Annotated in this window: 23 protein-coding genes; 12 read left to right on the top strand and 11 right to left on the bottom strand. The window is 69.6% G+C overall.

The annotated features are described in order from the left end of the window. The first annotated feature begins 6 nt into the window (after positions 1–6). Entirely contained in the window at positions 7–1,179 is a 1,173-nt protein-coding gene (gene ispG / locus AFR_RS36320; protein WP_023561820.1) for a flavodoxin-dependent (E)-4-hydroxy-3-methylbut-2-enyl-diphosphate synthase, read from the top strand. Between the two features lie 1,189 nt (positions 1,180–2,368). On the opposite strand, the gene AFR_RS36315 is transcribed toward ispG, so the two are convergent. Next, positions 2,369–2,962, bottom strand: a complete 594-nt coding sequence (locus tag AFR_RS36315; RefSeq protein ID WP_041841404.1) for a PadR family transcriptional regulator — start codon at positions 2,960–2,962, stop codon at positions 2,369–2,371. Between the two features lie 124 nt (positions 2,963–3,086). Here AFR_RS36315 and AFR_RS36310 point away from each other — a divergent pair, with 124 nt between their 5' ends. Further along, on the top strand, positions 3,087–3,926 hold the full coding sequence (locus AFR_RS36310) for a GNAT family N-acetyltransferase (RefSeq protein ID WP_023561818.1): 840 nt from the start codon (positions 3,087–3,089) through the stop codon (positions 3,924–3,926). Here AFR_RS36310 and AFR_RS36305 read toward each other — a convergent pair. Then, positions 3,923–4,906: an LLM class F420-dependent oxidoreductase gene (locus AFR_RS36305; RefSeq protein WP_238547182.1), complete on the bottom strand. Its 984-nt coding sequence runs from the start codon at positions 4,904–4,906 to the stop codon at positions 3,923–3,925. The two genes, AFR_RS36310 and AFR_RS36305, sit on opposite strands and share 4 nt — an antisense overlap. A 111-nt stretch (positions 4,907–5,017) precedes the next feature. Between AFR_RS36305 and AFR_RS36300 the strand changes: the two genes are divergently transcribed. The 3 genes from AFR_RS36300 to AFR_RS36290 are packed head-to-tail and all read left to right on the top strand — an operon-like array spanning position 5,018 to position 8,456. Then, positions 5,018–5,725, top strand: a complete 708-nt coding sequence (locus tag AFR_RS36300) for an ABC transporter ATP-binding protein (RefSeq protein WP_023561816.1) — start codon at positions 5,018–5,020, stop codon at positions 5,723–5,725. After that, positions 5,722–7,866, top strand: a complete 2,145-nt coding sequence (locus AFR_RS36295) for a YhgE/Pip domain-containing protein (protein ID WP_023561815.1) — start codon at positions 5,722–5,724, stop codon at positions 7,864–7,866. The genes AFR_RS36300 and AFR_RS36295 overlap by 4 nt, the downstream gene beginning before the upstream one ends. A gap of 5 nt (positions 7,867–7,871) precedes the next feature. Continuing rightward, positions 7,872–8,456: a TetR/AcrR family transcriptional regulator gene (locus AFR_RS36290; RefSeq protein WP_023561814.1), complete on the top strand. Its 585-nt coding sequence runs from the start codon at positions 7,872–7,874 to the stop codon at positions 8,454–8,456. A gap of 10 nt (positions 8,457–8,466) precedes the next feature. Here AFR_RS36290 and AFR_RS36285 read toward each other — a convergent pair whose 3' ends face one another. The 7 genes from AFR_RS36285 to AFR_RS36255 all read right to left on the bottom strand — a co-directional run bounded on the left by AFR_RS36285 (position 8,467) and on the right by AFR_RS36255 (position 15,760). Continuing rightward, positions 8,467–9,534 carry an ABC transporter permease gene (locus tag AFR_RS36285; RefSeq protein ID WP_023561813.1) on the bottom strand — a complete coding sequence of 356 codons (1,068 nt, stop codon included), beginning with the start codon at positions 9,532–9,534 and terminating at the stop codon, positions 8,467–8,469. Next, positions 9,531–10,424 (bottom strand): ABC transporter ATP-binding protein, encoded by an 894-nt coding sequence (locus tag AFR_RS36280; RefSeq protein ID WP_023561812.1) that lies wholly within the window; start codon positions 10,422–10,424, stop codon positions 9,531–9,533. The genes AFR_RS36285 and AFR_RS36280 overlap by 4 nt, the downstream gene beginning before the upstream one ends. Before the next feature lie 66 nt (positions 10,425–10,490). Further along, positions 10,491–11,150 carry a response regulator gene (locus AFR_RS36275; RefSeq protein ID WP_041841403.1) on the bottom strand — a complete coding sequence of 220 codons (660 nt, stop codon included), beginning with the start codon at positions 11,148–11,150 and terminating at the stop codon, positions 10,491–10,493. Beyond that, on the bottom strand, positions 11,150–12,505 hold the full coding sequence (locus AFR_RS36270) for a sensor histidine kinase (protein WP_023561810.1): 1,356 nt from the start codon (positions 12,503–12,505) through the stop codon (positions 11,150–11,152). The genes AFR_RS36275 and AFR_RS36270 overlap by 1 nt, the downstream gene beginning before the upstream one ends. Before the next feature lie 674 nt (positions 12,506–13,179). After that, on the bottom strand, positions 13,180–14,622 hold the full coding sequence (locus tag AFR_RS36265; protein WP_084298250.1) for a serine hydrolase domain-containing protein: 1,443 nt from the start codon (positions 14,620–14,622) through the stop codon (positions 13,180–13,182). Beyond that, a complete protein-coding gene (locus AFR_RS36260) occupies positions 14,619–15,143 on the bottom strand; it encodes a helix-turn-helix domain-containing protein (protein ID WP_023561808.1) in 525 nt (174 codons plus the stop codon). The genes AFR_RS36265 and AFR_RS36260 overlap by 4 nt, the downstream gene beginning before the upstream one ends. Beyond that, entirely contained in the window at positions 15,077–15,760 is a 684-nt protein-coding gene (locus AFR_RS36255; protein WP_052359548.1) for a DUF998 domain-containing protein, read from the bottom strand. The genes AFR_RS36260 and AFR_RS36255 overlap by 67 nt, the downstream gene beginning before the upstream one ends. An 88-nt stretch (positions 15,761–15,848) precedes the next feature. Here AFR_RS36255 and AFR_RS36250 point away from each other — a divergent pair, with 88 nt between their 5' ends. Then, complete coding sequence (locus tag AFR_RS36250) at positions 15,849–16,688, top strand: SDR family NAD(P)-dependent oxidoreductase (protein WP_023561806.1); 840 nt, start codon at positions 15,849–15,851, stop codon at positions 16,686–16,688. A gap of 556 nt (positions 16,689–17,244) precedes the next feature. Here the strand turns inward: AFR_RS36250 and AFR_RS36245 are convergent. Further along, positions 17,245–17,643, bottom strand: a complete 399-nt coding sequence (locus AFR_RS36245; RefSeq protein ID WP_023561805.1) for a MerR family transcriptional regulator — start codon at positions 17,641–17,643, stop codon at positions 17,245–17,247. 728 nt (positions 17,644–18,371) lie between these two features. Between AFR_RS36245 and AFR_RS36240 the strand changes: the two genes are divergently transcribed. The 6 genes from AFR_RS36240 to AFR_RS36215 all read left to right on the top strand — a co-directional run bounded on the left by AFR_RS36240 (position 18,372) and on the right by AFR_RS36215 (position 25,180). Further along, positions 18,372–19,898 (top strand): amino acid permease, encoded by a 1,527-nt coding sequence (locus tag AFR_RS36240; protein ID WP_023561804.1) that lies wholly within the window; start codon positions 18,372–18,374, stop codon positions 19,896–19,898. Positions 19,899–19,956: 58 nt separating this feature from the next. After that, a complete protein-coding gene (locus AFR_RS36235) occupies positions 19,957–21,303 on the top strand; it encodes a glutamine synthetase family protein (protein WP_023561803.1) in 1,347 nt (448 codons plus the stop codon). A gap of 35 nt (positions 21,304–21,338) precedes the next feature. Next, on the top strand, positions 21,339–22,700 hold the full coding sequence (locus AFR_RS36230) for an aldehyde dehydrogenase family protein (RefSeq protein ID WP_023561802.1): 1,362 nt from the start codon (positions 21,339–21,341) through the stop codon (positions 22,698–22,700). A gap of 10 nt (positions 22,701–22,710) precedes the next feature. Further along, positions 22,711–23,475, top strand: coding sequence for a 3-oxoacyl-ACP reductase (locus AFR_RS36225; RefSeq protein WP_023561801.1), 765 nt, complete (start codon positions 22,711–22,713; stop codon positions 23,473–23,475). 218 nt (positions 23,476–23,693) lie between these two features. After that, positions 23,694–24,380, top strand: a complete 687-nt coding sequence (locus tag AFR_RS36220; protein WP_041841402.1) for a gamma-glutamyl-gamma-aminobutyrate hydrolase family protein — start codon at positions 23,694–23,696, stop codon at positions 24,378–24,380. A gap of 50 nt (positions 24,381–24,430) precedes the next feature. Continuing rightward, positions 24,431–25,180 carry a gamma-glutamyl-gamma-aminobutyrate hydrolase family protein gene (locus tag AFR_RS36215; RefSeq protein ID WP_041841401.1) on the top strand — a complete coding sequence of 250 codons (750 nt, stop codon included), beginning with the start codon at positions 24,431–24,433 and terminating at the stop codon, positions 25,178–25,180. Positions 25,181–25,182: 2 nt separating this feature from the next. Here the strand turns inward: AFR_RS36215 and AFR_RS36210 are convergent, their stop codons facing one another. After that, complete coding sequence (locus tag AFR_RS36210) at positions 25,183–25,752, bottom strand: HD domain-containing protein (RefSeq protein ID WP_023561798.1); 570 nt, start codon at positions 25,750–25,752, stop codon at positions 25,183–25,185. Between the last annotated feature and the right edge of the window lie 7 nt (positions 25,753–25,759).

Genomic DNA, 25,759 nt, shown 5'->3' with positions numbered 1-25,759 from the left:
GCGCACATGACCGCCATCAGCCTCGGAATGCCGGCTGTCCCGCCCCCTCCGCTGGCCACCCGCCGGCTGAGCCGCCAGATCATGGTCGGCAACGTGCCGGTCGGCGGCGGCGCGCCCGTCAGCGTGCAGTCGATGACCACGACCCTGACCTCCGACGTCAACGCGACCCTCCAGCAGATCGCCGAGCTCACCGCCTCCGGCTGCCAGATCGTCCGCGTCGCGGTCCCGTCCCAGGACGACGTCGAAGCGCTCCCCGCGATCGCCCGGAAGTCCCAGATCCCCGTCATCGCGGACATCCACTTCCAGCCGAAGTACGTCTTCGCGGCCATCGACGCCGGCTGCGCGGCCGTCCGGGTCAACCCCGGCAACATCCGCCAGTTCGACGACAAGGTCAAAGAGATCGCGGCGGCTGCGTCCGCGGCCAACGTGCCGATCCGCATCGGCGTCAACGCCGGCTCCCTCGACAAGCGCCTGCTGGCAAAATACGGCAAGGCCACAGCCGAAGCCCTCGTCGAGTCGGCCCTCTGGGAATGCTCGCTGTTCGAGGAGCACGGCTTCCGCGACATCAAGATCTCGGTCAAGCACAACGACCCGGTCGTGATGATCCGCGCGTACCGCCAGCTCGCCGAACAGTGCGACTACCCGCTCCACCTCGGCGTCACCGAAGCCGGCCCCGCATTCCAGGGCACGATCAAGAGCGCGGTCGCGTTCGGCGCCCTCCTCGCCGAAGGCATCGGCGACACCATCCGCGTCTCCCTCTCCGCCCCGCCGGTCGAAGAGATCAAGGTCGGCCAGGGCATCCTCGAATCCCTCGGCCTCCGCGAACGCGGCCTCGAAATCGTGTCGTGCCCGTCCTGCGGCCGCGCCCAGGTCGACGTCTACACCCTCGCCGAGCAGGTCACCGCCGCCCTCGAAGGCTTCCCGGTCCCGCTCCGCGTCGCCGTCATGGGCTGCGTCGTGAACGGCCCGGGCGAGGCCCGCGAAGCCGACCTCGGCGTCGCCTCCGGCAACGGCAAAGGCCAGATCTTCGTCAAGGGCCAGGTCATCAAGACCGTCCCCGAGTCGATCATCGTCGAAACCCTGGTCGAAGAAGCCCTCCGCCTCGCCGACTCCATGGGCGCCGAACTCCCCGAAGAACTCCGCGAACTCCTCCCTGGCCCGACCGTCACCGTCCACTGATCCTTTCCCGGTACGGCGTCGGTTGTCCTCAACCGCAACAACGACAACCGCCGCCGTCGCCGGTCAGCCAGTCACCGGTCCCGGCCGGGGAGAAGCCGCCGGGCTGACCTGCCTGGCCGCGCCCGGTGGGTTGCCAACCTGAAGCGCCGCAGCATTTGTGGTTCCGTCTCAGGCCGCGTGGCGCGCTGTGAGTGGGGGCACGTTGTGGCTGCGTTGGGCGACCCGGCTGCCGGGCCACCACGGTCTCAGGCTTTGTGCGACTGCCGTCGAGGCTCGCTGCGCGGTCGCTGGTGAAGGCCCAACTTCAACGAAGTTGGGCCAGTGGTGTCGGGTTGTGGCGGGGCTGGGCTGATTGCATGGCTCGCTTTGGGGCTGGGTTGGCAGCTTCGCGCGATCGCTGTGTGCGGTGGTGATGAAGGCCCAACTTCAACGAAGTTGGGCCAGTCGCGTCGGGTTGCAGCGGGGCTGGGCTGATTGCATCGCAGCGCTTCAGGGCTGGGGTGGCGGCTTCGCGGGGATCGCTGCGGGTGGCTGGTGAAGGCCCAACTTCAACGAAGTGGGCCTGTCGTGTCCGGTTGCAGCGGGGCCGGCCTGATTGCATGGCTGTGCTTCAGAGCTGGGGGTGGCGGCTGCGCGAGGCTCGCTGCGCGGCGGCTGGTGAGGGCCCAACTTCAACGAAGTTGGGCCTGTGGTTCGGGATTGTGGCTGCGTTGGGCTGATGTGTGGCCGTTTCGCAGTGCGGTTCGCTCGCCGAACAGCGACGAGCCGCCACAGCACAGCCTCGACGGTGTGGCACCAAGCGGCTACCCGCTGGGCCGCTGCGGTGCCGCCTGGCGCTGGGTGACAAGTGCGCTCGCGGCAGTGGGCGCTGTAGCTAAGCACGGAGACGCAGCCGGTCAGACTCGCGATTGGTGGCTGGGCTCAGGCCGTGGCTGCGTGAGGCAGGTTCGGTGGCGTTGGGGTTGACCCCGTGATCGCTCGGCCGCCGATCAAACAACCATGGGCAGGATCCACGGCGCCCGCCCCGGCCTTTGCGGCGTGGTGCCGGTTGGGGCCGGGGCGGGGGTGGGGTGTCGGCTTCCCGGTTCTGGTGTGCGGGTGGGCGACGGTGTTGCGGTTGTAGTGACCTCGCGCCGTACTGGAAGAGGAGCCTGATGACCGCCATGGCTGGGCGGATGCTGGGTCGGGCCTACTCGCCGTCGGCGAGGATGGCGTAGAGCTTGCGCTTGGTTTCGTTGAGGACCTCGAGGGCCTTCTGGCGCTGCTCCGGGGTGCCGTTGAAGCCGACCTGGCGCAGGGCGTCCATGATGCCGACCGCCGCGTCGCGGAAGTCCTGGACCTGGGACATGGTGTCGTTGCTGAACTGCGCCCACGGCGGGTTTTCCGACGCAGCGGCTGCTTCCTCGCGGCCGGCGTCGGTGAGCGTGAAACGCTTCCGGCCGCCGGTGGCCTCGGCGACGATGAGGCCTTCGTCCTCGAGGAGCTGCAGGGTCGGGTAGACCGATCCGGGGCTCGGGCGCCAGATGCCGCCGGTGCGGCTTTCCAGCTCCTGGATCATTTCGTAGCCGTGCATGGGCCGCTCGAGGAGCAGCGCCAGCAGGGCGGGGCGGACGTTGGGGCGGCTGCCGCGACCTCCGCGGCGGTGGCCGTGACCGCCCGGGCCGCCGGGGCCGAAGCCGCCGCCGAAACCGCCGGGGGTGCCCTGTCCGAAGGGGAAGCCGGGCGGGAATCCGAACCCGCGGCGGCGACCCTCGTGCATGTGAGGCATGTGTCCGTAACGCATGACCTTCTCCGATCTGTTGTCGATAGTTAGACGATATATCGGCAACATGTCGAGCGCAAGGGATTCTTTTCTTCGAGGGGGCGGGTGGGGTGCGGGCGGGCCACCATCTGGCAATCTGATAGCTGTGTTGACGGTGCCCATCCGCCAGCTCGGCGAGTCCGAGCGGGCGACGGTCGAGCGGATCCTCGACCAAGACCCGTACGCCGGCGCTCAGATCGCCGAGCGTGTGGCGGCCCATGGGCTGAACTGGTGGCGGTCCGACGGCCGGATCTACGGGTACGGTCCCGGTCGTCGCGTCGAGTCGCTGTGCTGGTCAGGGGCGCATCTGGTGCCCGTGTGCGCGACACCCGCCGCCGTGGCCGCCTATGCGGATCTGCTCGGGTCCGAGCCGCGCATCTGCTCGTCGATCATCGGTCGCGCCGATGCCGTCCTCGACCTGTGGGACAGGCTCGGCGGGCACTGGGGTCCGGCGCGCGACGTGCGGCCGAACCAGCCGCTGCTGGTCGCCGACCGCGAGGCGCCGATCGCTCCCGACCCGGAAGTGCGGTTGGTCAAGCCGGCCGAGGTCGACCAGCTCTTCCCGGCGGCGGTCTCCATGTACACCGAAGAGGTCGGCGTCTCCCCGCTGCTGGACGACGGCGGCCGCGGTTACAAGCGCCGGATCGCCGACCTGGTGCGGGCCAAACGTGCGTACGCGCGGTTCGTCGGCGACCGGGTCGTCTTCAAGGCTGAGCTGGCGATCGTCACCGGCCGGACGACCCAGGTGCAGGGTGTCTGGGTCGATCCGGAGTTCCGCGGGCGCGGTCTGGCGGCGGGCGCGATGGCCGCGGTGGTCCGTGACGCGCTGCACCGGGTCGCACCGACGGTGAGCCTCTATGTGAACGACTACAACACGGCAGCTCGCCGGGTGTACGCGCGCTGCGGCTTCGTCCCCAACGGCAGTTTTGCCACTGTCCTGTTCTAGCGGGGGCCGAGCCTGGTCAGCAGGTCCGTCAGCTCTGCTGGGGTGAGGTTTGCCTGGTCGGGGAGCGGGACCAGGGCCATGACCGGGACCTTGACGCCGGCCTCGGCGTAGCGGGCCACGTGGTCGCGACACTGCTCGGGCGAGCCGTGCACGATCAGCTCGTCGACCACCTCGTCCGGGATCGCCGCCAGGGCGCCCTTACGGTCGCCGGCCGCCCAGGCCTTCCACATCGGACCGAGCTCGGCCTCGCGGCCCAGCCAGCGGTGGAATTCCGCGTACGCGGGGACGGTCAGGTACGCCGCGATCATGCGCCGGCCGACCGTGCGCGCGTAGTCGGCGTCCTCGGTCGGGCAGACGAAGATGCGGGCGACCACTTCGAAGTTCCAGCGGTCGGATTTTGCCTCGGACAGGCAGCGGGACACGTCCGTCGCGGCCAGCCAGTTGAGGATCACACCGTCGGCCTCGGCCGAGGCGAGCCGGAGCATGCCCGGTCGCAGGGCCGCGAGCAGGAGCCCCGGGGGTGTGGCCGGTGGGCGTTCGAGACGGAAGCGGCGCACGCGGAACGTCTCGTACTCCTCGTCGACCACTTCGCCGGCCAGGGCGGCGCGGAGGAAACGCAGCATGTCGCGGCTGCGGGCGTACGGCTTGGTGAAGTCGGCGGCGTTCCAGTCGCCGACGACCACCGGCGACGAGGCGCCGATGCCGAGCTGGAAGCGGCCGGGGGCGGCCTCGGCGAGAGCGGCGGCGGTCATCGCGAGCAGGCCAGGGCCGCGGGTGAAGACCGGGGTGATCGCCGAGCCGAGACGGACGCGGGGCTGCCAGGCCGCGGCCAGGGCCAGCGGTGTGAAGGCGTCCGTGCCGTTGACCTCGGAGGACCAGAGGTCGGTGAAACCGGCGTCCGCCAGCGTCGCGAAGACGGCGGCGTGATCGGTCAGCGGTACCCCGCCCAGCGGAACGGTCATGCCCCAGCGTGTCGACATCTCCCGATCCTGCCCTGTCATCGACGTGAGGTCCACCACGTGCATGGCCATCGACGATCGTCAGGAGTAAGTTTTTGTACTGACCAGTCAGTTCGAAAAGTAGGTGCTGTGATGCCGGTCCTGACCGCCGCCGGAGCGGGCGTGCGCCACCGTCGCCGCTGGCTCTTCCGTGACCTCGACCTCTCTGTCGATCCGGGCGAGATCGTCGCGGTGGTCGGCCCACCGGGAAGCGGCCGGACGACCGTGCTCCTCGCGCTGTCACGGCGTTTCAAGCTGTCGGCGGGCCGAGTCACCGGTTCGGCCGCGCTGGGCTACGTGCCCGAGGTGACAGCTCCTGAACCTGTGCTGACTGTCCGCGAGCACGTCCGCGAACGCCTGCTGCTGCTCGGTCGCTCACCGCGTGAGGCGTCCGAGGTGCCGCTGCTGGGACTCGACCCCGCGCGCAAGGGCTTCCAACTGAGCCCGTACGAGCGTCAGGTGCTCGGGCTGGTGCTGGCCACGCTGGAGAAACCGCAGGTCGTGGCGCTGGACGGCGTGGATGAGGGCCTCGACCGGCGGGAGTCGGAGCTGCTCTGGGAGCTGATTGCCGGGCTTGCTGCGGACGGTGTCGCAGTGGTGGTGACGGCTCGTGAGATCGACGCCGAGCGGGTGACGACGGTGGTGAGCCTCGGCGGCGCCGAGCCTGAGACCGCTCCCGACGTCGACAGTGATCAGGACGTCGCCGACGAGCCGGACCACAACGACGGCCCGGAGGTCGTCGCCGATCCTGCCGGCACGAAGAGTGACGTTGATGACGTGGTGGGTGGGGAGAAGTCATGACCGGGTTGTCGAGTTTCCGGTTGGCCGGGTTCGAGCTGCGCCGCTTCCTGCGCGGCCGCCTTCCCGTGGCCGCGCTGGTGGTGCTCGCGGTGATCCCGCTGCTCTACGGCGCGCTCTACCTCTACGCGTTCTGGGATCCGTACGGCCGGCTCAACCACATCCCGGCCGCGCTGGTCGTCGAGGACGTCGCGGCCACGGCCAGTGACGGGACAAAAGTCGACGCGGGTCACGATCTGGCCGATGAGCTGATCAAGCGCGAGGTCTTCGACTGGCACGTCACCGACGAGCGCGGCGCCGAGGCCGGGCTGGCCGACGGCAGCTACCAGCTGTCCCTGCGCATCCCGAAGGACTTCTCCACCGACCTGACGACCGGCCCGGACGCAAACGCCACCCCGAAGTCCGCGCAGCTGGTCGTGATCAACGACGACGCCACCAACTACCTGTCCGGAGTCTTCTCGCGGACGGCGTTCCAGGAAGTCCAGGCGGCGGCCGCGCAGACGGCGCAGGCCGGCTACTTCGACAAGATGCTGATCGGCTTCACCGACCTCAAGAGTCAGACCCAGGAGGCCGCCGACGGCGCCACCAAGATCGACAACGGTCTGACGGACGCCAACCAAGGTGCCGGTGAGCTCGAGGACGGCTTGACCGACGCCGACCGGGGCGCCGGGAAACTGTCCGGCGGCCTCGGCACCGCAGCGCAGGGTGCCGACGACCTGGCCAGCGGTCTCGCCACCCTGCAGTCGGGTGCGGCCCAGCTCGCCACCGGTACGCAGCAGGCCGCAGCCGGCGGCAAACAACTGGCCACCACCGTCGACGCCGCAGCCGACCGGATCGGGCCCGTGCTCCGCGACAACGCCGAGCTCATCGAGGACGCGGCGAACCAGGTCGCGGACGGCGCCGACCTGCTCGCCCGGAACGTCGGCAGGCTCAGTTCAGCCGCCGACGACGCGGTCGAGCAGGCGGAGGATCTGCAGGCCTACCTGAACGGTCTGCCCGATGAGACCGAGGGCATCGACCAGGCCCGCGCCGCCGCAAAAGAGCTGGTCACCGCGGCCAAGCGGGTGCAGTCGACGATCCGTGCCGCCGACCTCGACGCGCTGAGCGACCAGCTGCACGAGGTCGCCGCGACCGCGCACAAGGTCGCCCGGGCCGCGCCGCACCTGGCCGACGACGTTGCCGCCGCGCGCAGGAACGTCGACGACCTGGCCGCCGGTCTTGGTGATCTCGCCACGGGTGCGAAGCAGCTCAACAGCGGTGCCGCCGATGCGGTGGCCGGCGCGACCGACCTGCGGGGCGGGATCTACCAGCTGGCGTCGGGGGCGCGCAGCCTCGACAACGGGCTCGACCGGCTCACCACCGGTGGGCAGCAACTCGCCGACGGCCTCGGTGACCTGCAGAGCGGCGCCGCGAAGCTGTCGTCCGGGTTGTCGGACGGCGCGAAGCAGATCCCCGGTTACGGCGACGATCCGCAGGCCCGGGCCGACCTGCTCAGCGACCCGGTCGCGCTGGACCGGACGGTACGACACCCGGCCGCCACGTACGGCGTCGGTTTTGCCCCGTACTTCCTGGCCCTCGCACTCTGGGTCGGCGCCATGATCACGTTCATGGTGCTGCGGCCGCTGAACCGCCGGTACGTCGTTTCGGGTGCTCCGGCGTACCGGGTGACGCTTGCGGGTCTGCTGCCGGCGGTGGCGATTGGACTGGCCCAAGCGACGCTGCTCTTTGTGGTCGTGGTGTTCGGGCTCGGGCTGGGCCCGGTCAACCCGGTGGTGACACTGGGCCTGCTGATGCTGACCGCGACGGCGTTCGCTGCGATCATGCAACTGCTCGGGGCGGCGCTCGGACCCGCCGGCCGGATCGTCGCGCTGGCGCTGCTGATGCTGCAGCTCACCTCGTCCGGCGGCACCTACCCGGTGCAGACCACGCCCGGCTTCTTCCAGGTGATCCACCCCCTGCTCCCCATGACGTACGTCGTGGACGTCCTCCGCCACGCCATCGACGGCGGCCCGGCCGGTACGGTGGTCACGGGCATGCTGGCGCTGCTGGGATACGGTCTCGGTGCGCTGGCCCTGACCGTGGCGGTCGCCCGCGGCAAGCGTCGCCTGACCCCGTCCGACCTGCATCCGGAGCTGGTGATCTGACAACCGTGGACGGCAGGACCCGTAGGCGCGAGGACACCCGGCAACGCCTGTACGAGGCGGCGGTCGAGCTGATCGCGGAGCAGGGCTTCTCCGCGACCACGGTGGACGACATCGCGCTGCGGGCCAAGGTCGCCAAGGGGACCGTCTACTACAACTTCGCCTCGAAGACCGCGCTTTTCGAGGAGCTGCTCCGGCACGGCATCGGTTTGCTGACCACCGAGTTCCGCGCGGCGGTCGACGGGCTGCCGCCCCGGGACGCGGTGGCGGCGCTGGTCCGGGCCCAGCTGGAGTACATCCGGCGCTACCGGGCCTTCGCGCAGCTGCTGCTCTCGGAGATGTGGCGGACCAACCGGGAGTGGCAGCAGACGCTGGTGCTGCTGCGCGAGCAAGCGATCGAGGTCATCGCCGAGACCGTCCAGGCCGGTGTCGACTCCGGTGACCTGCCCGCGGACCTCGACGTGCGGGTGGCGTCGTCGGCGCTCTTCGGTGTGGGCCTGGTCGTGGCCGTGGACTGGCTCGTGTTCCAGCCGGACCGCCCGATCGAGGACGTCGAGCGGTCCCTGCTGGCGATCGTCCGCCGGGTCGCCTGATCTTCCGATCTCAGCTCACCGCCGACCGGCTGCGCCAGGCCGTGGCGAACGAGGTACGCCCGTTGGTGCGCAGCAGCGACCCCTCGTAGACCCGGGCGCCTACGCCGAGGAACAGCACCGTCGCCACGATCAGCACAGCCAGCGCCACGAACGGCTCCCAGCCGGCCGCATCGCCGTTGAACAGGCGCACGGGCATCGCGATCGGTGCCGAGAACGGGATGTAGGACAGGATCTTCATCGCGATCACGTTGTCCTGCAGGAACAGCACCGCGAAGAACGGGCCCATCACGGCCATCTGCAGCGGCGCCGACGCACCGTTGATGTCTTCCTGGCGGGCGGCGAGGGCGCCGACCCCCGCCCACAGCGTCGCCAGCATGACAAAACCGATGAGGAAGAACGGCAGGAACCAGCCGATCACAGGTCCGACCAGACCGATCACATCGGTACCCACACCGGCGATCCTCATCCCGGCCAGGGCGACCACCGAGATCAGCGCGATCTGCCCGAACGCCAGCAGTGTCATCGCCGCGACCTTCCCGGCGAGCAGGGCACGGACGGGCACGCTGGCGACGAGGATCTCGACGATGCGCGTCTGCTTCTCCTCGGTGACGCTCATCGCGATCTGCAGGCCGAACGTGAACGACGTCATGAAGAAGAGGAACGCCAGCGCGAACGGGACCACGAACTTGAGGAACGGATCCACGGCGTCGGGGTCGAGCAACTGCACCGGCGGGGAGCTGCTCAACGCGTTGACGACCTCGGACGGTGTCTCTTCAAGGGCGAGGACCTTTGGCCCGGCGACCACGGCTGCTTCGACGTCACCGTCGCGGACAAGCTTTTCGGCTTCGGCGTCACTGGTGACTACGCGAACGTTGAGGTCCGCGTTCTGCAGGGCCGCTGCGACCGTACGGTCGGTGACCGCGACCTTGGCCGGCCCGCCGTCGAGCAGCGACGGCAGCACCGTGCTGCCCACCGCGATGAGGATGAAGAACAGCGTGCTGAAGATGAACGTCTTGTCCTTGAGACGGACCCGGAGCTCCCGGGCCGCAACAAGCTTGGCGGCGGCGAAGGTGGTCACTGGTTCACCTCTCGGAAGATCTCGGCGAGTGACGGCGTGACCGCGCCGAAGGAACGGACCGGCCCGCGGGCCAGCGCCGCCCGCAGAATGTCCTGGTCGTCGGTCCCCGGTGCGAGGTCAAAAACGGCACGCGGCCCGTCGAGGTCGATCAACGTCACGCCGGCCTCGTCCCGCAGCCAGCCGGCGTCGGTGTCCACCTCGAGCGCAAACCGGGGGAGGGCGTAACTGGACCGCAGCTCCTGGCGGCTGCCGTTCGCCCGGATCGTGCCATCGGCGATGATCACCAGGTCGTCGCAGAGCCGTTCGACAACATCGAGCTGGTGGCTGGAGAAGAGAACCGGTGCACCGGCGGCGGCCCGCTCCCGCAGGACGCCGAGGACCACGTCGACCGCGAGGGGATCGAGCCCCGAGAACGGCTCGTCGAGAACCAGCACCTCGGGGTCGTGCACCAGCGCGGCGGCGATCTGCACCCGCTGCTGGTTTCCCAGCGACAGCTTCTCGACCTGCTCACCGGCGCGCTCACCGAGGTTGAGGCGTTCGAGCAGATCGGTCGTGCTGCGCCGGGCCGCGTCGGCGCTCATGCCGTGCAACCGTCCCAGATAGACGATCTGGTCGACGATGGTCATCTTCGGGTAGAGCCCACGTTCCTCCGGCATGTAGCCGAACCGTTGCCGCAGCTCCCGCGTCAGCTTGGTGCCCTGCCAGGTCACCTCACCCGCATCCGCCGCGAGCACGCCCAGCATGATCCGCATCGTGGTCGTCTTCCCGGCACCGTTCGCACCGACAAAGCCGGTCATCCGCCCGGCCCGCACAGTGAACGACACGTCCTTGAGCACCTGCCGATCTCCGAAACTGCGACTGACGGCCTCGACTTGCAGCACGTTCGTCATAGGTCAACGCTAGGCAAAATCCGCCTCCGGCGAGTCAGGCTCAGGGATGAGCGTTCGTGTCCTCCTTCAGGAGGACCCCGGCTTCACCACCCCCAACTCGTACGCGATCACCACCGCCTGCGTCCGATCCCGAGCACCGATCTTCATCAGTACGCGGCTCACATGCGTCTTCACCGTGGTCTCCCCGAGCTGCAGACTTCCGGCGATCTCGGCGTTGGTGGCCCCACTCGCCATCAGCACCAGCACCTCGTGCTCTCGAGGCGTCAGCTCCCCGAGCCGTGTTGTGGTCCCGGCCTGCCGCAACGCCGGATTGGCAAACGTCTCGATGACCCGCCGCGTGATCGCGGGCGCCAGCAGAGCCTCCCCGCCGGCCAGCACCCGCACGGCCTCGGTCAGCGCTTCCGGGGTGCCGTTCTTCAGCAGGAACCCACTGGCGCCGGCCTGCAGCGCGGCGAAGAGGTAGTCGTCGCGGTCGAAGGTGGTGAGGATCAGGACGGAAGGCCCGTCGGCGTCGGCGGTGACCTGCCGGGTCGCTTCCAGCCCGTCCATGCCCGGCATCTCGACATCCATCAGGATGACGTCGGGCCGCAGCTGCCGGGCGAGCCGGACGGCCTCGGTGCCGTCGGCAGCCTCACCGACCACCTCGATGTCGTCCTCGATCTCCAGAATGACCCGGAACCCGGTCCGCACCATCCGGTGATCGTCAGCAATCAGAACCCGAATCATCACGTCCTCCCGGCTTCTTCGGCGGCTTCTCCGGCGGCTTCTCCGGCGGCTTCTCCGGCGGCGGCGAGGGTGCGCGCGGGGTCGCGGGTGATGGGGAAGCGGGCCCGGATGCGGTAGCCGCCGCCGGTTCGGGGGCCGTTCTCCAAAGTGCCGTCGTGAACGGCGACACGTTCCTGCATGCCGACCAGACCCAGGCCGTCGCCTCGCGCGGCCCCGCCCTGCCTGATCACGGTGCCGTGGCCGTCGTCGGCCACGTCGACCTCCAGTTCGCCGGCGAGGTACCGGATGCGCACGTCGAGGGTGGTCGCGCGGGCGTGCTTCAACGTGTTGGTCACCGCCTCCTGCACGATGCGATAAGCCGCCTGCGATATCGAGTCGCGGACCGGCACCGGTTCGCCGTAGACCTGGACCGTCGCGGTGAGTCCCGCCTCCCGGGCCCGCCCGACCACCTCCTCGATGTGGTCGATACCGGCGCCGGCGGACTGTTCCTCGGTATTGCCGCCGTCCTCCCGCAGGGCCCCCAGCATCCGGCGTAACTCGTCTACGGCCGTCCGGGCACCGTCCTCGACCGCGGTCAGAGACGTCCGGGCCCGCTCTGGATCCTTGTCCAGCACCCGGCGGCACGCCGACGCCTGGATGCCCATCACCGAGACGTGGTGCGCGACCACGTCGTGCAACTCGCGAGCGATCCGCACCCGCTCACCAAAAACGGCACGCTCACCGACCCGCGCTTGCGCCGCACGTAGCTCGGCCGCCTGCACTTCGAGCTGATCCTGCCGCCGCGCCGACTGCCACACCGTCTCGCCGAGGAAATACGCAAAGCCGAAGACCGCCACGTTGATGATCATGCTGTTCATCACCGCGGCCAGCAGCGGCGGCAACTCACCGGAGGCACCCGGCGGGCCCCCGTCCGGAACCTGGCCGTGCGACATGAACCACGCCACCCCCAGCCACACAAACATCGCTGCGATGATCAGAACGCGGAGCACTCGGGCCCGGAACCTCTTCTGCCCCCAGGCGCCGAGCGTGTAGATCGCCGCGATGACAGCGCCCGAGGTGAGCTGCTGCTCCTGGGCGCCACGCACCTGCCCACCGATGAAAAAGACGGCGGCCAGCACAGCAACGAGCTCCGGCCGCTGCCGCCGCCAGATCAGCGGCAAAGTCACCGCAAGCGTCCAGCAGATCTGCTCGGGCACCGCCGGCGCGGAATCGGTCGCAAAGAGGCCCACGCTGCGTGCGAAAAAGACGTTCAGCACCGCCAGAACCGCAACTCCGAGTCCGATGCCCAGGTCGATACGGCGCTGCCGTGCGGTCGGCCCCGGCCGCCGCCAGTTGTCGATGCTCACCACCGTCATCCGGAGACGATTGCACGCCCACCCTTTCCTGTCGCGCCGCAGGCCCAGGCCCCTCACACCCCACCTCCGACCGAAGGAAGACGGCCGGTGTCCGGCCGGGGCTGGGCGGTTCTTGGCCCGGGTCGGGCGATCCGTGGCCCGGGTCGGGCTGTGTCCGGCCGGGGTTGGGCGGTCTTTGGCCCGGGTTGCGGGGACGTGGAGGCCGGCCTCGTCGCCAGTGCGTTCGAGGGAGGCGGTCGGTTCGGTGACGGGGCCGGCGTGAGGCTGAGCTCGGCCCGGGTCGGGTGGCCTTTTGGCCGGGGTCGAGTTGTGTCCGGTCGGGTCGTCTTGGGCCTGGACTGCCTGGCCGTTGAGGCCGGCCTCGTCGCTAATGCGTTCGAGGGAGGTGGTCGGTTCGGTGACGGGGCCGGCGTGAGGCTGAGCCTGGCACGGGTCGGGCGGCCTTTTGGCCGGGGTCGAGTTGTGTCCGGTCGGGTCGTCTTGGGCCCGGGGCGCCCGGCCGTTGAGGCCGGCCCCGTCGCCAGTGCGTTCGAGGGAGGCGGTCGGTTTGGTGACGAGGCCGGGGTGAGGCTGTGTCCGGCTGGGGTCGGACGGCTCCGCGGTGCCGTGGCTGGAAGGGTTCGGTGATCGAGCCGTGTCTTGCGCGAGTCGACGTCGAGCGGTGCGGTTGGTAGTCATGACACGGCGACGATGACGGCGGTGCTGATCATCGCGGAGATGGTCAGGCCGGCCCAGCGGATCCAGGCGGCGCCGCCGGTGTGGGTAGGGAGATTGCGCCAGGTCGCGGCGACGGCGATCAGGCCTGCGACGGCCAGGCCGGCGGCCACGGCCCAGGTGGCGGGTGGAATCACCAGCCAGGCCCCGATGCGGTGCAGCAGGACCAGAAGCGCTGCTGTGGACAGCACGGTGCCGACGGCTCTGAGGCGGTCGGGCTTCGACTCCCACCATGCCGCTTTGCCGGCCTCGGGAACGGTCCTGCGGGCGGACGCCGCGAGATACAGCAGCGCGGAGGCGGCCCAGGTGAGCAGCAGGACGGTCACCACTGGCAGGACGACGCTTCTGCTCTCCTCGGGTGGTGTGGCGCCCAGCAGGCGCAGGCCGATCCGCTCGACCGGTCGATCGGTGTTGCCGAGAACGACCACACCCTTGCCGGCCGCGGGGTCGAAGGCGACGTACGAGGTGAAGCCTCCGGTTGCGCCGTTGTGCCAGGTGATCTCCTGGGTGCCGTACCGGGTGGTGAACCAGGCGTAACCGATGCGGCTGCCGTCCCCATCGGTGAAGCGTGGTGTTGCAGCGTCAGCGCCCGGCGCTGTGCCCGCGAGGGTGGCCGCGACGAGCTTGCCGAGGTCGGCGGCGGTGGAGCGGGGGCCGACCCCGGCGGGGGCGTAACCGGTGCTGGACCACGGATCCACCTGGCTGCCGGTCGCTCTGGAACCCGGGGACCGGTCGGCCGGCGCCGGATCGATGGTGGTGGCGGACAGGCCGAGCGGGGTCAGGATGCGCTCGGTGACCAGCTGGGCGTACGGCTTCTGGGTGTGGGCGGCCAATGCGTGGCCCAGGAGCGCCATGCCGAAGTTGGAGTACGAGACCTTGCCGCGGTGGTCGCCCGGCTCGGCGCGTTCTGCGGCTGACAGGAGGGTTTTCACGTCGTCGCCGGCGTACGGGTTGCTGCCGGTCAGGCCGGAGACCATGGCCTGGAGATAGGTTTCCGGGCCGGGTGCCAGGCGGGGGAGGCCGGAGCGCTGACTGGCCAGCTCCTCCAGGGTGATCGAAGCGGTGGTGCGCTTGAGGTCGGCGGCCGGGAAGGCTTCGCCGAGGGTCAGGTCCTTGCGCACCATGCCTTCGGCGACCAGGTCGGCGAAGAGCATGCCGGTCAGCACCTTGGTGACCGAGCCGATCTCGAAGAGAGACTCTCCGGTCGAGGCGGTGGTCGCCGTTCCTCCCTCGATGACGGTCACCGAGAGGTCGCGGTAGCCCTTGGTGTCGTCGCCGAGGATGTCCGTGAGCTGGGCAGGCAGGCCGGTGGTGTCGAGGCGAGGCGGAGCGGGCGCGACGAGCCAGGCCAGCACGGCCGCCACGAGCCCGGCGGCTGCGCAGTAGAGGGGGAGTCGTTTCATCCCTTCGCCCCCGACAGGACGACGAGCAGGGGCACCACCCGATCGCCGGGCACGGCGTACTGGCCGCGGGCGGCGGAGCGCAGCCAGCCGGCATTCACCAGCTGACGGAGGTGGTGATAGAGCTGGCCCGTCGTGCCGAGGGCTTCGTCGGCGCTCAGCTCGGCCGCTGTCCGGACACCGGCCAGGACGCGCCGCAGCAGCAGGAGTCGGACGGGATGGCCGAGGGCGCTCAGCGTGGCAGCCCACTCGGACCAGTCGTCGGCGAAGAGATCGTCGACCGTCGCGCCGTATTGCCAGTCGAAGTGCTCGCCGGTGGGGAGGTCGACCGTGCCGGTGTAGAGCACGGCGCCGGAGCCGTCGACGCGGTCGCGCAGGCCGTCGAGGGCCCAGAAGATGTCGGGGCGAGCGGCGGGCTTGGACTGGGCCGCCGGAGAAGGCGGAGTGATCGAGGTGATCAGCTCCTGGAGCCGCTCCTCGAGCGCGGAGACCCGGTGTTCGAGAGGCTCTGATGTCGGATCCATGGCTTCACTTTTACGGAAGAACGTAATAACGTCAATAGCGAAAGCCCGACGAGCCAGCTGACTGCGACGAGGAGAGCGATGCGTTCCAGGACGGCACCGAGTGGACCGCGACCGATCAGCAGCATGGTCAATCCGAGCGCCGCGCCTAACGGCACCAGCAGGGCTGCGGCGACGACGGACAGCCGCCGGGTGGCAGGACGGAAGGACGAGGAGAAGGCGACCAGCACCATGGCGCCGGCCAGGATCAGCAGCCCGGCGATGCTCGCCGCGGTGTGCACCACATCGTTGACCGTGGTCGGCTCGTAGGGCGGCAGGGGACATTGATTGCTGCACGGCACCACACCGGAGGTCGCCGCAAAAACGGCGGAGCCACTCAGAAGCAGAGTGAGGAGGCCCGACCAGGGCCGGACGGCCAAGCCGATCAGGGCAACACCGCACGCGAGCACGACCAGCCCGTAACGGTAGGGCGCGGCGAACTGCATCCCGGCCGTTCCGGCCTCGCTGACGTATCCCTGCAGCCAGGGGCCGGGGGCGGCAACCAGCGCCACGAGCATGACCACGGCGCCTCCGAGAACGGCGCCGCCGCCCAGCAAGGCCGCCGTGCGGCGTTCAGCCACGCAAGGGCAGTGCTGTGCGGAGGATCAAGAGCGCCATGACTCCACGCTAGCGCCCCGGCAGTGGTCGAATGTGGCGGTGGAGCGGACTGTGGTGGTGACGGGTGGCAGCTCGGGGATCGGGCTGGCCGCGGCGGTGGCGCTGGCGCGTGCCGGTGACGAGGTGGTGCTGCTCGGCCGTGACCCCGGCCGCTTGCAGCATGCGGTCGACGCGGTTCGCGAGGCAGGCGGGCGGACACCGGCGGCCTACCGCGCTGACTTTGCGGTGCTCGACGAGGTGCGTGAGGCGGGTGCGAAGCTGGTGGCCGACCACGAGCGGATCGCTGTGCTCGTCAACAACGCGGGGCAGCTTGCGCCGGCCCGCCGGCTCACCGCCGACGGGCTCGACCCGACCATGCAGGTCAACCACCTCGCGGGGTTCCTGCTGACCCACCTGCTCTTCGAGCGCCTGCTCGCCGGAGCGACCACCACCGCACCGGCCCGGATCATCACGACGTCCTCCGCGGCCGAGGCCTGGGGCACGCTCGACGTGGCGCGTCCCGGCCGGCGACAGGTCAGCCGCTGGCTCGCGTACGGCGCCAGCAAGCAGGCCAACGTCCTCTTCACCGTGGAGGCGGCGCGCCGCTGGACCCAGTACGGGGTGGTCCCGACCTGCTTCTTCCCGGGGCTGATCCGCAGCCGTTTCGGGCGGCGCAGCCCGATGTTCTCGCTGGCCAAGCTGGCCCCGGGCCTCTTCCGCTCGGCCGAGCAGGGCGCAGAGACACTGCTCTGGCTGGCCGACGCCGACGAGGCTCTGGTTCCGGGCGGCTATTTCGCCTGGAAGCGCCCGTTTGGCGCAACCGGCCGCTCAACCAACGCCGACCGAGCCCGCCGCCTCTGGCAATCGAGCCTCACCGCCGTCGGCCTGGAAGCCAGCACCACAGCGCCCTGAGGGTGGTGCCGAATTGGGCTCAAAGCTGGCCGAAGGGTGGCGCCGAGGTGGCTGCCGGGACCGCGCCGAGGTGGCTGTGGGGGCCGGGCGGAGGTGGCTGCCGGGACCGCGCCGGGGTGGCTGTCGGGACCGCGCCGAGGTGGCTGTGGGGGCCGGGCGGAGGTGGCTGCCGGGACCGCGCCGGGGTGGCTGTCGGGGCTGGGCGGAGGGTGTTTGGCGGGACCGCGTGGAGGTGGCTACTAAGACCCTTTGGGGTGGCCGCCGAGACCGCGCCGAGGTGGTGCGGGAGCCGTGCCGAGGTGAGCCTTGAGCGGGGCGTCGCATTAGGCCGGGGCCGGACGAGCGAGGCCGAATTGGGTCGGATGAGCGTCGTGGAGCTGGGCCGGGATGGTCGCGCTGAAATCGGTCTTAGGTCGCGCTGAGGCGCTGGAGGGTTGTGCTGAGGCGCTGGAGGTTCGCGCGTGGGGTGGGCATGGTCGCGCTGGGTTCTCGCGCAGAGCGCGGGGTGGCCTTGGGTGGGGCGCTGCTGTAGGCGAAGAGGGCGGCTGGACCGGCGTCAGGGGGCTGAGGGGGAGCGGTCCGGGCGGGGCGACGGGTAGTAGTGCGTCGTTGCGATGTCCGGGTGCGTCTGCGTCGGGAGATCAGCGAGATCTTCAGCCGTGAGCGTGCCGCCAAGCGCGAGGATGTGGCGGTGGGCAGCCGCGAGCCGGTCCTCGAGCATCACGATGCGGCACGCTGCGGTCAGCAGGATGCCGTCGTCGAGGAGTTGGCGGACGCGGGTGGCCAGCTGGAGCTGGTGGCGGGAGTAACGGCGGTGGCCGCCGAGCGAACGTTCGGGCTCGATCAGGCCCGCCGTGCCGAGGCTGCGCAGGAAGGCCGGTGTCACGCCGATCATGTCGGCGGCGCGGCCCATGGTGTACGCCGGGAAGTCGGCGTTGTCGAATGCGGTGCTCATGTCCTGTTCCAAGGGTGTGGTGGTCCGGACATGGTCCAAGGCCCCGGCGGGTTACCGGGGCCTTGGCTGTTCAATTCTGTGGCCGACCGTCGTCGGCGCGGTCGATCCGCCTGCGTGCCGCTAGCGGATCGCCTGAGTGATGGGCATCGGCTGCGATCACCTCTTGTCGGGTCGGGGACGTTGCGAGTTCGCGTTGCTGCGGTATCTCGTCCTCCTTAACCAAACTCGGCGTGCTGGCCAGTTGCGTGCCGGCTGTGCGTCGCCGACCTCAACGATGTTAGGCCGGTCACCAACAGATTTCTAGAGTCGCCGCTGTAGATTTTTAGGGCGAATGGGGCGACGACGCGGGGCGGGCGCGTGGCGCAGCGCGATGCTGCGTCGAGAGAGAGGTGACCGCGCCCCGCGTCGTCGCAGGGTTGGGAGCCGGAGGCTCCCGACCGGGTCTGCCGAGGACCCAGGCTGCGTCAGAGCCGCTGCAAAAAAACCAGCCGCGCAAGGCCAACCCGCGCAAGGCCAACCCGCGCAAGCATCAGCTGCCGGCGAACCGGCTGCGAAGAGGACCGCAGCGAGGCGATCCGATGCCCTGACATGTGTACGAGTGTGCGGGTTCCGTTCCGCGCCCGGCAACGCAATTAACTTGGCTCATTGACGGCCGTAACACTCCGGGTAGATCATCACCGAACAGCGGTGGCCCAGGTCACAACTGCCCTTCGGTACAGGGAGTCGCCATGAGTGTTGACCCTGCCCCCAGCACCGACGAAGAACGGCTTGCGCAGCTCGGCTATCAGCAGGAATTGCATCGCCGACTGTCCGGCTTCTCCAACTTCGCGGTCTCCTTCTCGATCATTTCCATTCTGGCCGGCGCGATCACGTCGTACGGCATCGCCATGACCGCGGGTGGGCCGATAGCCATCACCTTGGGGTGGTTGTTTGTCGGCATCATGGTCACTTTTGTGGCGCTTGCGATGGCGGAGGTCTGTTCGGCCTATCCGACCGCGGGTGCGCTCTACTGGTGGGCTGCCGCATTGGCCAAGAACAACAAGGCCGCGTGGGCGTGGTTCGTCGGGTGGTTCAACTTCCTCGGCGAGGTTGCTGTCACCGCCGCGATCGACTTCGGTGCGGCCATCACGACGTCGGCGTTCCTGAGTCTGACCTTCGACATGGAGGTCACGACCGGGCGGACGTTCCTGATTTTCCTGGTCATCATCATCGCGCACGGGCTGCTGAACACGTTCGGTGTGAGCCTGGTGCGGTTGCTGTCCGATGTGAGCGCCTGGTGGCATCTGATCGGTGTCGCGATCATCGTGGTGCTGCTGACCGTGATCCCGGATCAGCACAAGCCGATTTCCGAGGTGTTCACCGAGGTTCACAACGAGACCGGGTTCACCTTTGCCGGTGCGGGCGCCTACGCGGTGCTCATCGGTCTGTTGATGGCGCAGTACACGTACACCGGTTATGACGCCTCCGCGCACGTGGCGGAGGAGACCCACGACGCCGCGCGGGCGGCTCCGCGGGGCATCGTCATGTCGGTCGTGGTCTCGGTCATCGCCGGTTTTGTCCTGCTCGTGGCCATCACGTGGTCCATTCAGGACTACGAGGCGCAGCGGACCACGGAGCTCGGCCTGCCGCCGGCGCAGATCTTCATCGACGCCGTCGGGCACAACACGGGCACGTTCCTGCTCTTCATCTGCATGGTCGCCCAGTGGTTCTGCGGCATGGCCTCGGTCACGGCGAACTCGCGGATGGCCTACGCCTTCTCCCGTGACGGCGCGCTGCCCGGTTCGCGGCTGTGGAAGAAGGTCAACCCCCGCACGGGTACGCCCACGAACTCGATCTGGCTGTGCGTGACCATCTCCACGCTGCTGGTGCTGCCGTCGCTGTGGAACACGACCGCCTACCTCGCGGCGACCTCCATCGCGGTCATCGGCCTCTACATCGCCTATGTCGGGCCGGTGCTACTGCGGCGGCTGAGCCCCGACTTCCAGCCCGGTCCGTGGAACCTCGGCAAGTGGAGCGCGCCCGTCGGCTGGATCGCGATCGTCTGGGTGGTCATCATCTGCGTGCTGTTCGTCCTGCCGACGGCCAGTCCGATCACCGCCGCGACGTTCAACTACACGATCGTGGCCGTGGTGGTCGTGGTCGGCGCCGCCACGATCTGGTGGTTCGCCAGCGCCCGGAAGTGGTTCACCGGCCCGAAGCAGAACCTGATCGAAAAAGCCGCGCACGGAGAGCAGACGATGCCGACCGGGGAGTGATCTATTAGAGGCGGGGCCGGGCAGCTGCCCGGCCCCAACATCCCTGGAGGGGAACCGGATGGATCTCGAAGATCTGGACGTCGCCGTCGACAACGGCACGATCGACACCGTCCTGCTGGCGCTCACCGACATGCAGGGCCGGCTCCAGGGCAAACGGCTCCACGGCCGTTTTTTCATGGACGAGGTCGCGCGGGGCGGCAGTGAGGGCTGCAACTATCTGCTCGCGGTCGACGTCGACATGAACACCGTCGACGGTTATGCGATGTCGTCGTGGAACAGCGGTTACGGCGACTTCGTGATGAAGCCCGACTTCGCCACACTGCGACCGGTGCCCTGGCAGCCCGGCACGGCCATGGTCCTCGCGGACCTGGAGACCACCGACGGCGAGGCCGTTTATGCCTCACCCCGCCAGATCCTGCGCAAGCAACTCGACCGGCTCTCCGCGTACGGGCTGACGGCTTTTGCGGGCACCGAGCTGGAGTTTGTGCTCTACCAGGACACGTACGAGCAGGCGTGGACGAAGAACTACCGTGATCTGACACCGGCAAATCAGTACAACGTGGACTATTCGCTCCTGGGGACCGCGCGGGTCGAGCCGCTGCTGCGCCGCATCCGCAACGACATGTACGGCGCCGGGCTGATCCCGGAGAGTGCCAAGGGCGAGTGCAACTTCGGCCAGCACGAGATCGCCTTCCGGTACGCCGACGCGCTGACCTGCGCCGACAACCACGTGATCTACAAGAACGGCGCCAAGGAGATCGCGGCTCAGGAGGGCATGGCGCTGAGCTTCATGGCCAAGCCGAACGAGCGCGAGGGCAACTCCTGTCACATCCACTTCTCGCTGCGCAAGGAGGACGGCACGTCGGCGATGCTCGGCGACGGCCCGGCGCACCTCAGCGAGGTCGGGCAGCGGGTCACGGCGGGCCTGCTGGCCACGATGCGCGAGTTCAGTCTGCTCTTCGCGCCAAACATCAACTCGTACAAGCGCTACCAGCCGGGGTCGTTCGCGCCGACGGCGTTGCGCTGGGGTGTCGACAACCGCACCTGCGCGCTGCGGATGGCCGGGCACGGTCAGGGCATGCGGGTGGAGAACCGGGTGCCGGGTGGCGACGTGAACCCGTACCTGGCGATCGCCGCCCTCGTCGCGGGCGCGGTGCACGGGCTGGAGAACGAGCTGGAGCTCGAGGACGAGTTCCGCGGCAACGCCTACGAGGACGCGACCGCGCCGCGGGTGCCCGGGGCGCTGCGGGACGCCCTCGAGTTGTGGGAGCTCAGCCCCGTCGCGGCCGCCGCCTTCGGTGACGACGTGGTCGCGCACTACGCGAACATGGCCAAGGTCGAGGTCGCGGCGTTCGACGCGGCGGTCACGGACTGGGAGCTGCGCCGCGGATTCGAACGCCTGTGACCCGGCGCGTGTGATGATCATCGGGGAGGTGGCGGGTGGACAGCACTGACGTGATCAATCCGGCGACCGGGACCGTGCTCGGGACCGTGCCGTCGAACGGCCTGGCCGAGACGGACGCCGCGATCGAACGGGCCCAGCGGGCCTTCGAGAGCTGGCGGCAGGTGGCTCCGGGCGACCGGGCCCGGCTGCTGCGGCGCTTCGCCGCGGTGGTCGGCGACCACATCGAGGAGCTCGCCGGCCTCGAGGTCCGCAACTCCGGGCACACCATCGGGAACGCCCGCTGGGAGGCGGGCAACGTCCGCGACGTGCTCGACTTCTACGCGGGTGCCCCCGAGCGGCTGTCCGGGCGGCAGATCCCGGTGGCCGGTGGCCTCGACGTCACCTTCCACGAGCCGCTCGGTGTGGTCGGCATCATCGTGCCGTGGAACTTCCCGATGCCCATCGCGGGCTGGGGCTTCGCTCCGGCCCTGGCCGCGGGCAACACGGTGGTGCTCAAGCCGGCCGAGCTGACCCCGCTGACCGCGATCCGGCTCGGTGAGCTGGCGCTGGAGGCGGGCCTGCCCGAGGGCGTCTTCACCGTGATCCCCGGCAAGGGCAGTGTCGTCGGGCAGCGTTTTGTCACCCATCCGGCCGTCCGCAAGGTGTGTTTCACCGGGTCGACACCGGTCGGGAAGTCCATCATGGCCGGCTGCGCCGACCAGGTGAAACGCGTGACGCTCGAGCTCGGCGGCAAGAGCGCCAACATCGTTTTTGCCGACGCCGACCTGGAACGCGCAGCCGCCGCCGCACCGGCCGGAGTGTTCGACAACGCCGGTCAGGACTGCTGTGCGCGGTCGCGGCTGCTGGTCCAGGACACCGTCTACGAGCGTTTCCTCTCGCTGCTGGAGCCGGCCGTCAAGGCGTTCCGGGTGCAGGATCCGAGCCTGGACACCGCCGAGATGGGCCCGCTGATCTCCGCCGCGCATCGGGAGAAGGTCGCGTCGTACACGGGTGGGGCCGAGGTGGCCTTTGCCGGTGAGGCGCCGAAGGGTGACGGCTGGTGGTTCCCGCCGACCGTGCTCCTGGCCCACTCCGCCGACGACGCGCACTGGCGGGAAGAGGTCTTCGGGCCGGTCGTGTCGGTGCTGCCGTTCCACGACGAGGCCGACGCGGTCCGTCTCGCGAACGACACCGAGTACGGCCTCTCCGGCTCGATCTGGACGCGTGACCTGGGCCGGGCCCTGCGCGTCTCCCGCGGCGTCGAGACCGGCAACCTCAGCGTCAACTCGCACTCGTCGGTGCGGTACTGGACGCCGTTCGGTGGCATGAAGCAGTCCGGTCTCGGCCGTGAGCTGGGCCCGGACGCGCTGCTGTCGTTCACCGACGTCAAGAACGTGTTCATCGCGACGGACAGCTGAGAGGTCATCTGTGGAGCGTTTGCAGGATCGGGTCGCCGTCATCACCGGCGCCGGGAGCGGCATCGGCCTGGCCACCGCACGGCGGTTCGCCGCCGAGGGTGCCAAGGTCGTCTGTGTCGACATCTCGGCGGACGCCGGTCAGGCCGTGGCCGAGGAGGTGGGCGGCGAGTTCGTCGCCTGTGACGTCAGCGACGAGGAGGCGGTCAAGGCACTCTTCGACGGTGTGGCCGAGCGGCACGGGCGGGTCGACATCGCCTTCAACAACGCCGGCATCTCGCCCCCGGACGACGACTCGATCCTGGTCACCGGTCTGGACGCGTGGGAGCGGGTGCTGCGGGTCAACACCACGAGCGTCTTCTTCTGCTGCAAGTACGCGATCCCGCACATGCAACGGCAGGGCAAGGGCTCGATCATCAACACCGCGTCGTTCGTTGCGCTGCTCGGTGCGGCGACGTCACAGATCGCGTACACGGCCAGCAAGGGCGGGGTGCTCGCGATGACCCGGGAGCTGGGTGTGCAGTTCGCACGCGAGGGCATCCGGATCAACGCGTTGTGTCCCGGTCCGGTGGCGACTCCGCTGCTGATGGAGCTGTTCGCCAAGGACCCCGAGCGGGCTGCCCGGCGCCTGGTTCACGTACCGATGGGGCGGTTTGCGGAGCCGGCGGAGATCGCCGCGGCAGTGGCTTTCCTGGCCAGCGACGACGCGTCTTTCATGACCGCGTCGCAGTTCGTCGTGGACGGTGGCATCACCGGTGCGTATGTGACACCGCTGTAATTGTTTAAGGTGCGCCGAGGTCGGGCAGGCTTCTTCTACGCCCAGTTCACGCTGGGCGCAGGGGCCGAATCTCCGCTCGTACACGCTGCAATCGCTGCACGGGCGGATCCGAGGGTCCGGGGCGCGGCGTCAGCTTTCGGGCAGGCGCCGCGCACCCCTGTCACAACCACCCGCTCGGGCGAGTTGATCTGCGGCACGATGTGGTTACCGTGGGAAAGATGCGACCGGTCATCGGCATCACCACCTATGTGGAACCCGCCACCTGGGGCGTCTGGCACGAATTGCCCACGACGCTGGTGCCGCACGACTACGTCGCCGCCGTTTCCGCCGCCGGTGGGCAGGCCGTCCTGATCCCGCACGACGATCTCGACCCCGACATCCTGCGGGTGCTCGACGGCCTCGTGCTCAGTGGCGGGTCCGACCTCGGCCCGGCGCTCTACGGTGCCGAAGCCGGCCCGAAGACGGTCACCAGGCCGGAGCGGGACGTCGCGGAGATGCGGCTCACCCGGGCCGCCCTGGCCCGTGACCTGCCGATCCTCGGTGTCTGCCGGGGGATGCAGGTGCTGACCGTGGCGGCCGGTGGAACGCTCCACCAGCACCTTCCGGATGTTGTCGGGCACGACCGGCACCGCCCCGCGCCCGGCGTCTACGGCAAGCACGAGGCAAGGTTCACCGAGGGCAGCCGCATCGCCGCGCTGATGGGCGACGACACCCGGGTGCACTGCTTCCACCACCAGGCGGTCGACGATCCGGGCACCCTCGTTGTCACCGGCCGGGCCGAGGACGGGCTCCCCGAAGCCGTGGAGGATCCGTCCCACAAGTTTGTTCTGGGCGTGCAGTGGCACCCCGAAGTGACACGCGACAAACGGCTCTTCGGTGCCCTGGTGACCGCCGCGGCGGCCTAAGGGATCCCCGCCCGCCGCCGATACGCAGGTTCTGAGGACGAAGGAGGAATATGCGCAGGCCCTTGATCGGACTGACCGCCTATGCCGAGCAGGTCAAGTACGGAAGCAACGACCAGCTGGTCGGCATGCTGCCGATGTCCTACGTGAAAGCCGTGCACGCCACCGGCGGGCGTGCCGTCCTGATCACCCCCGACGACCCCGGTACGGACGTGCTCGAATCGCTCGACGGCATCGTCTTCGCCGGTGGCGGTGACGTCGACCCGGGCAACTGGGGCGCGGAGCCGCACCCGGCGACCAGCTCGGACCCCGTCCGCGACGCCTCCGAGCTGCTGCTGATGCGCGCCGCCCTCGACGCCGACCTGCCCGTGCTGGGTGTGTGCCGCGGCCTGCAGGTGATGGCCGTGGCCACCGGCGGTTCGCTGCACCAGCACCTGCCCGATCTGATCGGCCACGAACGTCACCGCGCGGCGCCGGGCACCGACCCGCTGGCCGCGGACTCCTCGGACTTCGGCCGTCACGACGTGGTGCTCAAGCAGGGCACGGCCGCCCGCGGGCTGCTCGGCCCCCGCCTGACCGTCAACTCGTTCCACCACCAGGCCGTCGACGACCCGGGCAGCTTCACCGTGTCCGGCTGGTGCCCGGAGGACCGCGTGGTGGAGATCATCGAGGATCCCGACCGGTACTTCACTCTCGGCGTGCAGTGGCACCCCGAACGCACCGGCGACCTGCGCGTTTTCGCGGCGCTGGTCGAGGCCGCCGCCGAGCGTTCGGGTCTGGGCCGCACCGCCCTGGCCGCCTGACCTCACCCCACGATCGGGTAGGAAGCCTGGAACGCCAGCCGTTCGTCCGCGCCGGCGGCCAGTTCCTGGAGCAGGTCGTCGAGCTCCATGAACGCCTGCCAGGGCGCACCACCCAGGTACGTCGCCACGTGCTGCTCCAGGTCCTCCACCCGGGCTGCTTTCCACACCTTGTCCGCCAGGCTGACCAGGAGATCGTCGAGCGGGGCGTCCGCCCCCCACGACCCGTGACTGCCGGCGAACCGCGCAAGATGAGCCGGTATGCCGTAGCGCAGCAGCAGGTCGCGCCCGGCCTCCTCATGGGCGTGACCAGGCGCCGAGAGCTCGCGCACATGCACCACCTTGCCGATGTCGTGCGTCGCCGCCCCGAACAGCACAGCGGTGGTGTCGAACTCCAGATCCGGCCGCCGACGCCCGAGGTTGTCCGTCAGCGACCACGCCACGTCGTGCACGGCCCGCAGATGCGCACCGAGCCGGGGCGGCGCCCCCACCTCACGCAGCAGCTCTGCCGCGGTCGCCGGCAACGGCCGCAGGGATGATTCGTTCAGCGCTCGCTCGAGCCCGGTCGTCGTCACCCGCTGA

Source organism: Amorphoplanes friuliensis DSM 7358 (assembly GCF_000494755.1).
GTDB classification, from domain to species: Bacteria; Actinomycetota; Actinomycetes; order Mycobacteriales; family Micromonosporaceae; genus Actinoplanes; species Actinoplanes friuliensis.
Note: the sequence above shows the minus strand (reverse complement) of the source record. Positions and strands in the feature narration are given on the sequence as shown.

Bases quoted from the DNA above. Each gene is read 5' to 3' on its own strand.
- ispG (WP_023561820.1), top strand. From the start codon at position 7: ATGACCGCCATCAGCCTCGGAATGCCGGCTGTCCCGCCCCCTCCGCTG.
- AFR_RS36315 (WP_041841404.1), bottom strand. From the start codon at position 2,962: ATGCGTTACGGACACATGCCTCACATGCACGAGGGTCGCCGCCGCGGG.
- AFR_RS36305 (WP_238547182.1), bottom strand. From the start codon at position 4,906: ATGTCGACACGCTGGGGCATGACCGTTCCGCTGGGCGGGGTACCGCTG.
- AFR_RS36300 (WP_023561816.1), top strand. From the start codon at position 5,018: ATGCCGGTCCTGACCGCCGCCGGAGCGGGCGTGCGCCACCGTCGCCGC.
- AFR_RS36295 (WP_023561815.1), top strand. From the start codon at position 5,722: ATGACCGGGTTGTCGAGTTTCCGGTTGGCCGGGTTCGAGCTGCGCCGC.
- AFR_RS36280 (WP_023561812.1), bottom strand. From the start codon at position 10,424: ATGACGAACGTGCTGCAAGTCGAGGCCGTCAGTCGCAGTTTCGGAGAT.
- AFR_RS36275 (WP_041841403.1), bottom strand. From the start codon at position 11,150: ATGATTCGGGTTCTGATTGCTGACGATCACCGGATGGTGCGGACCGGG.
- AFR_RS36270 (WP_023561810.1), bottom strand. From the start codon at position 12,505: ATGACGGTGGTGAGCATCGACAACTGGCGGCGGCCGGGGCCGACCGCA.
- AFR_RS36265 (WP_084298250.1), bottom strand. From the start codon at position 14,622: ATGAAACGACTCCCCCTCTACTGCGCAGCCGCCGGGCTCGTGGCGGCC.
- AFR_RS36260 (WP_023561808.1), bottom strand. From the start codon at position 15,143: ATGGATCCGACATCAGAGCCTCTCGAACACCGGGTCTCCGCGCTCGAG.
- AFR_RS36245 (WP_023561805.1), bottom strand. From the start codon at position 17,643: ATGAGCACCGCATTCGACAACGCCGACTTCCCGGCGTACACCATGGGC.
- AFR_RS36240 (WP_023561804.1), top strand. From the start codon at position 18,372: ATGAGTGTTGACCCTGCCCCCAGCACCGACGAAGAACGGCTTGCGCAG.
- AFR_RS36235 (WP_023561803.1), top strand. From the start codon at position 19,957: ATGGATCTCGAAGATCTGGACGTCGCCGTCGACAACGGCACGATCGAC.
- AFR_RS36220 (WP_041841402.1), top strand. From the start codon at position 23,694: ATGCGACCGGTCATCGGCATCACCACCTATGTGGAACCCGCCACCTGG.
- AFR_RS36215 (WP_041841401.1), top strand. From the start codon at position 24,431: ATGCGCAGGCCCTTGATCGGACTGACCGCCTATGCCGAGCAGGTCAAG.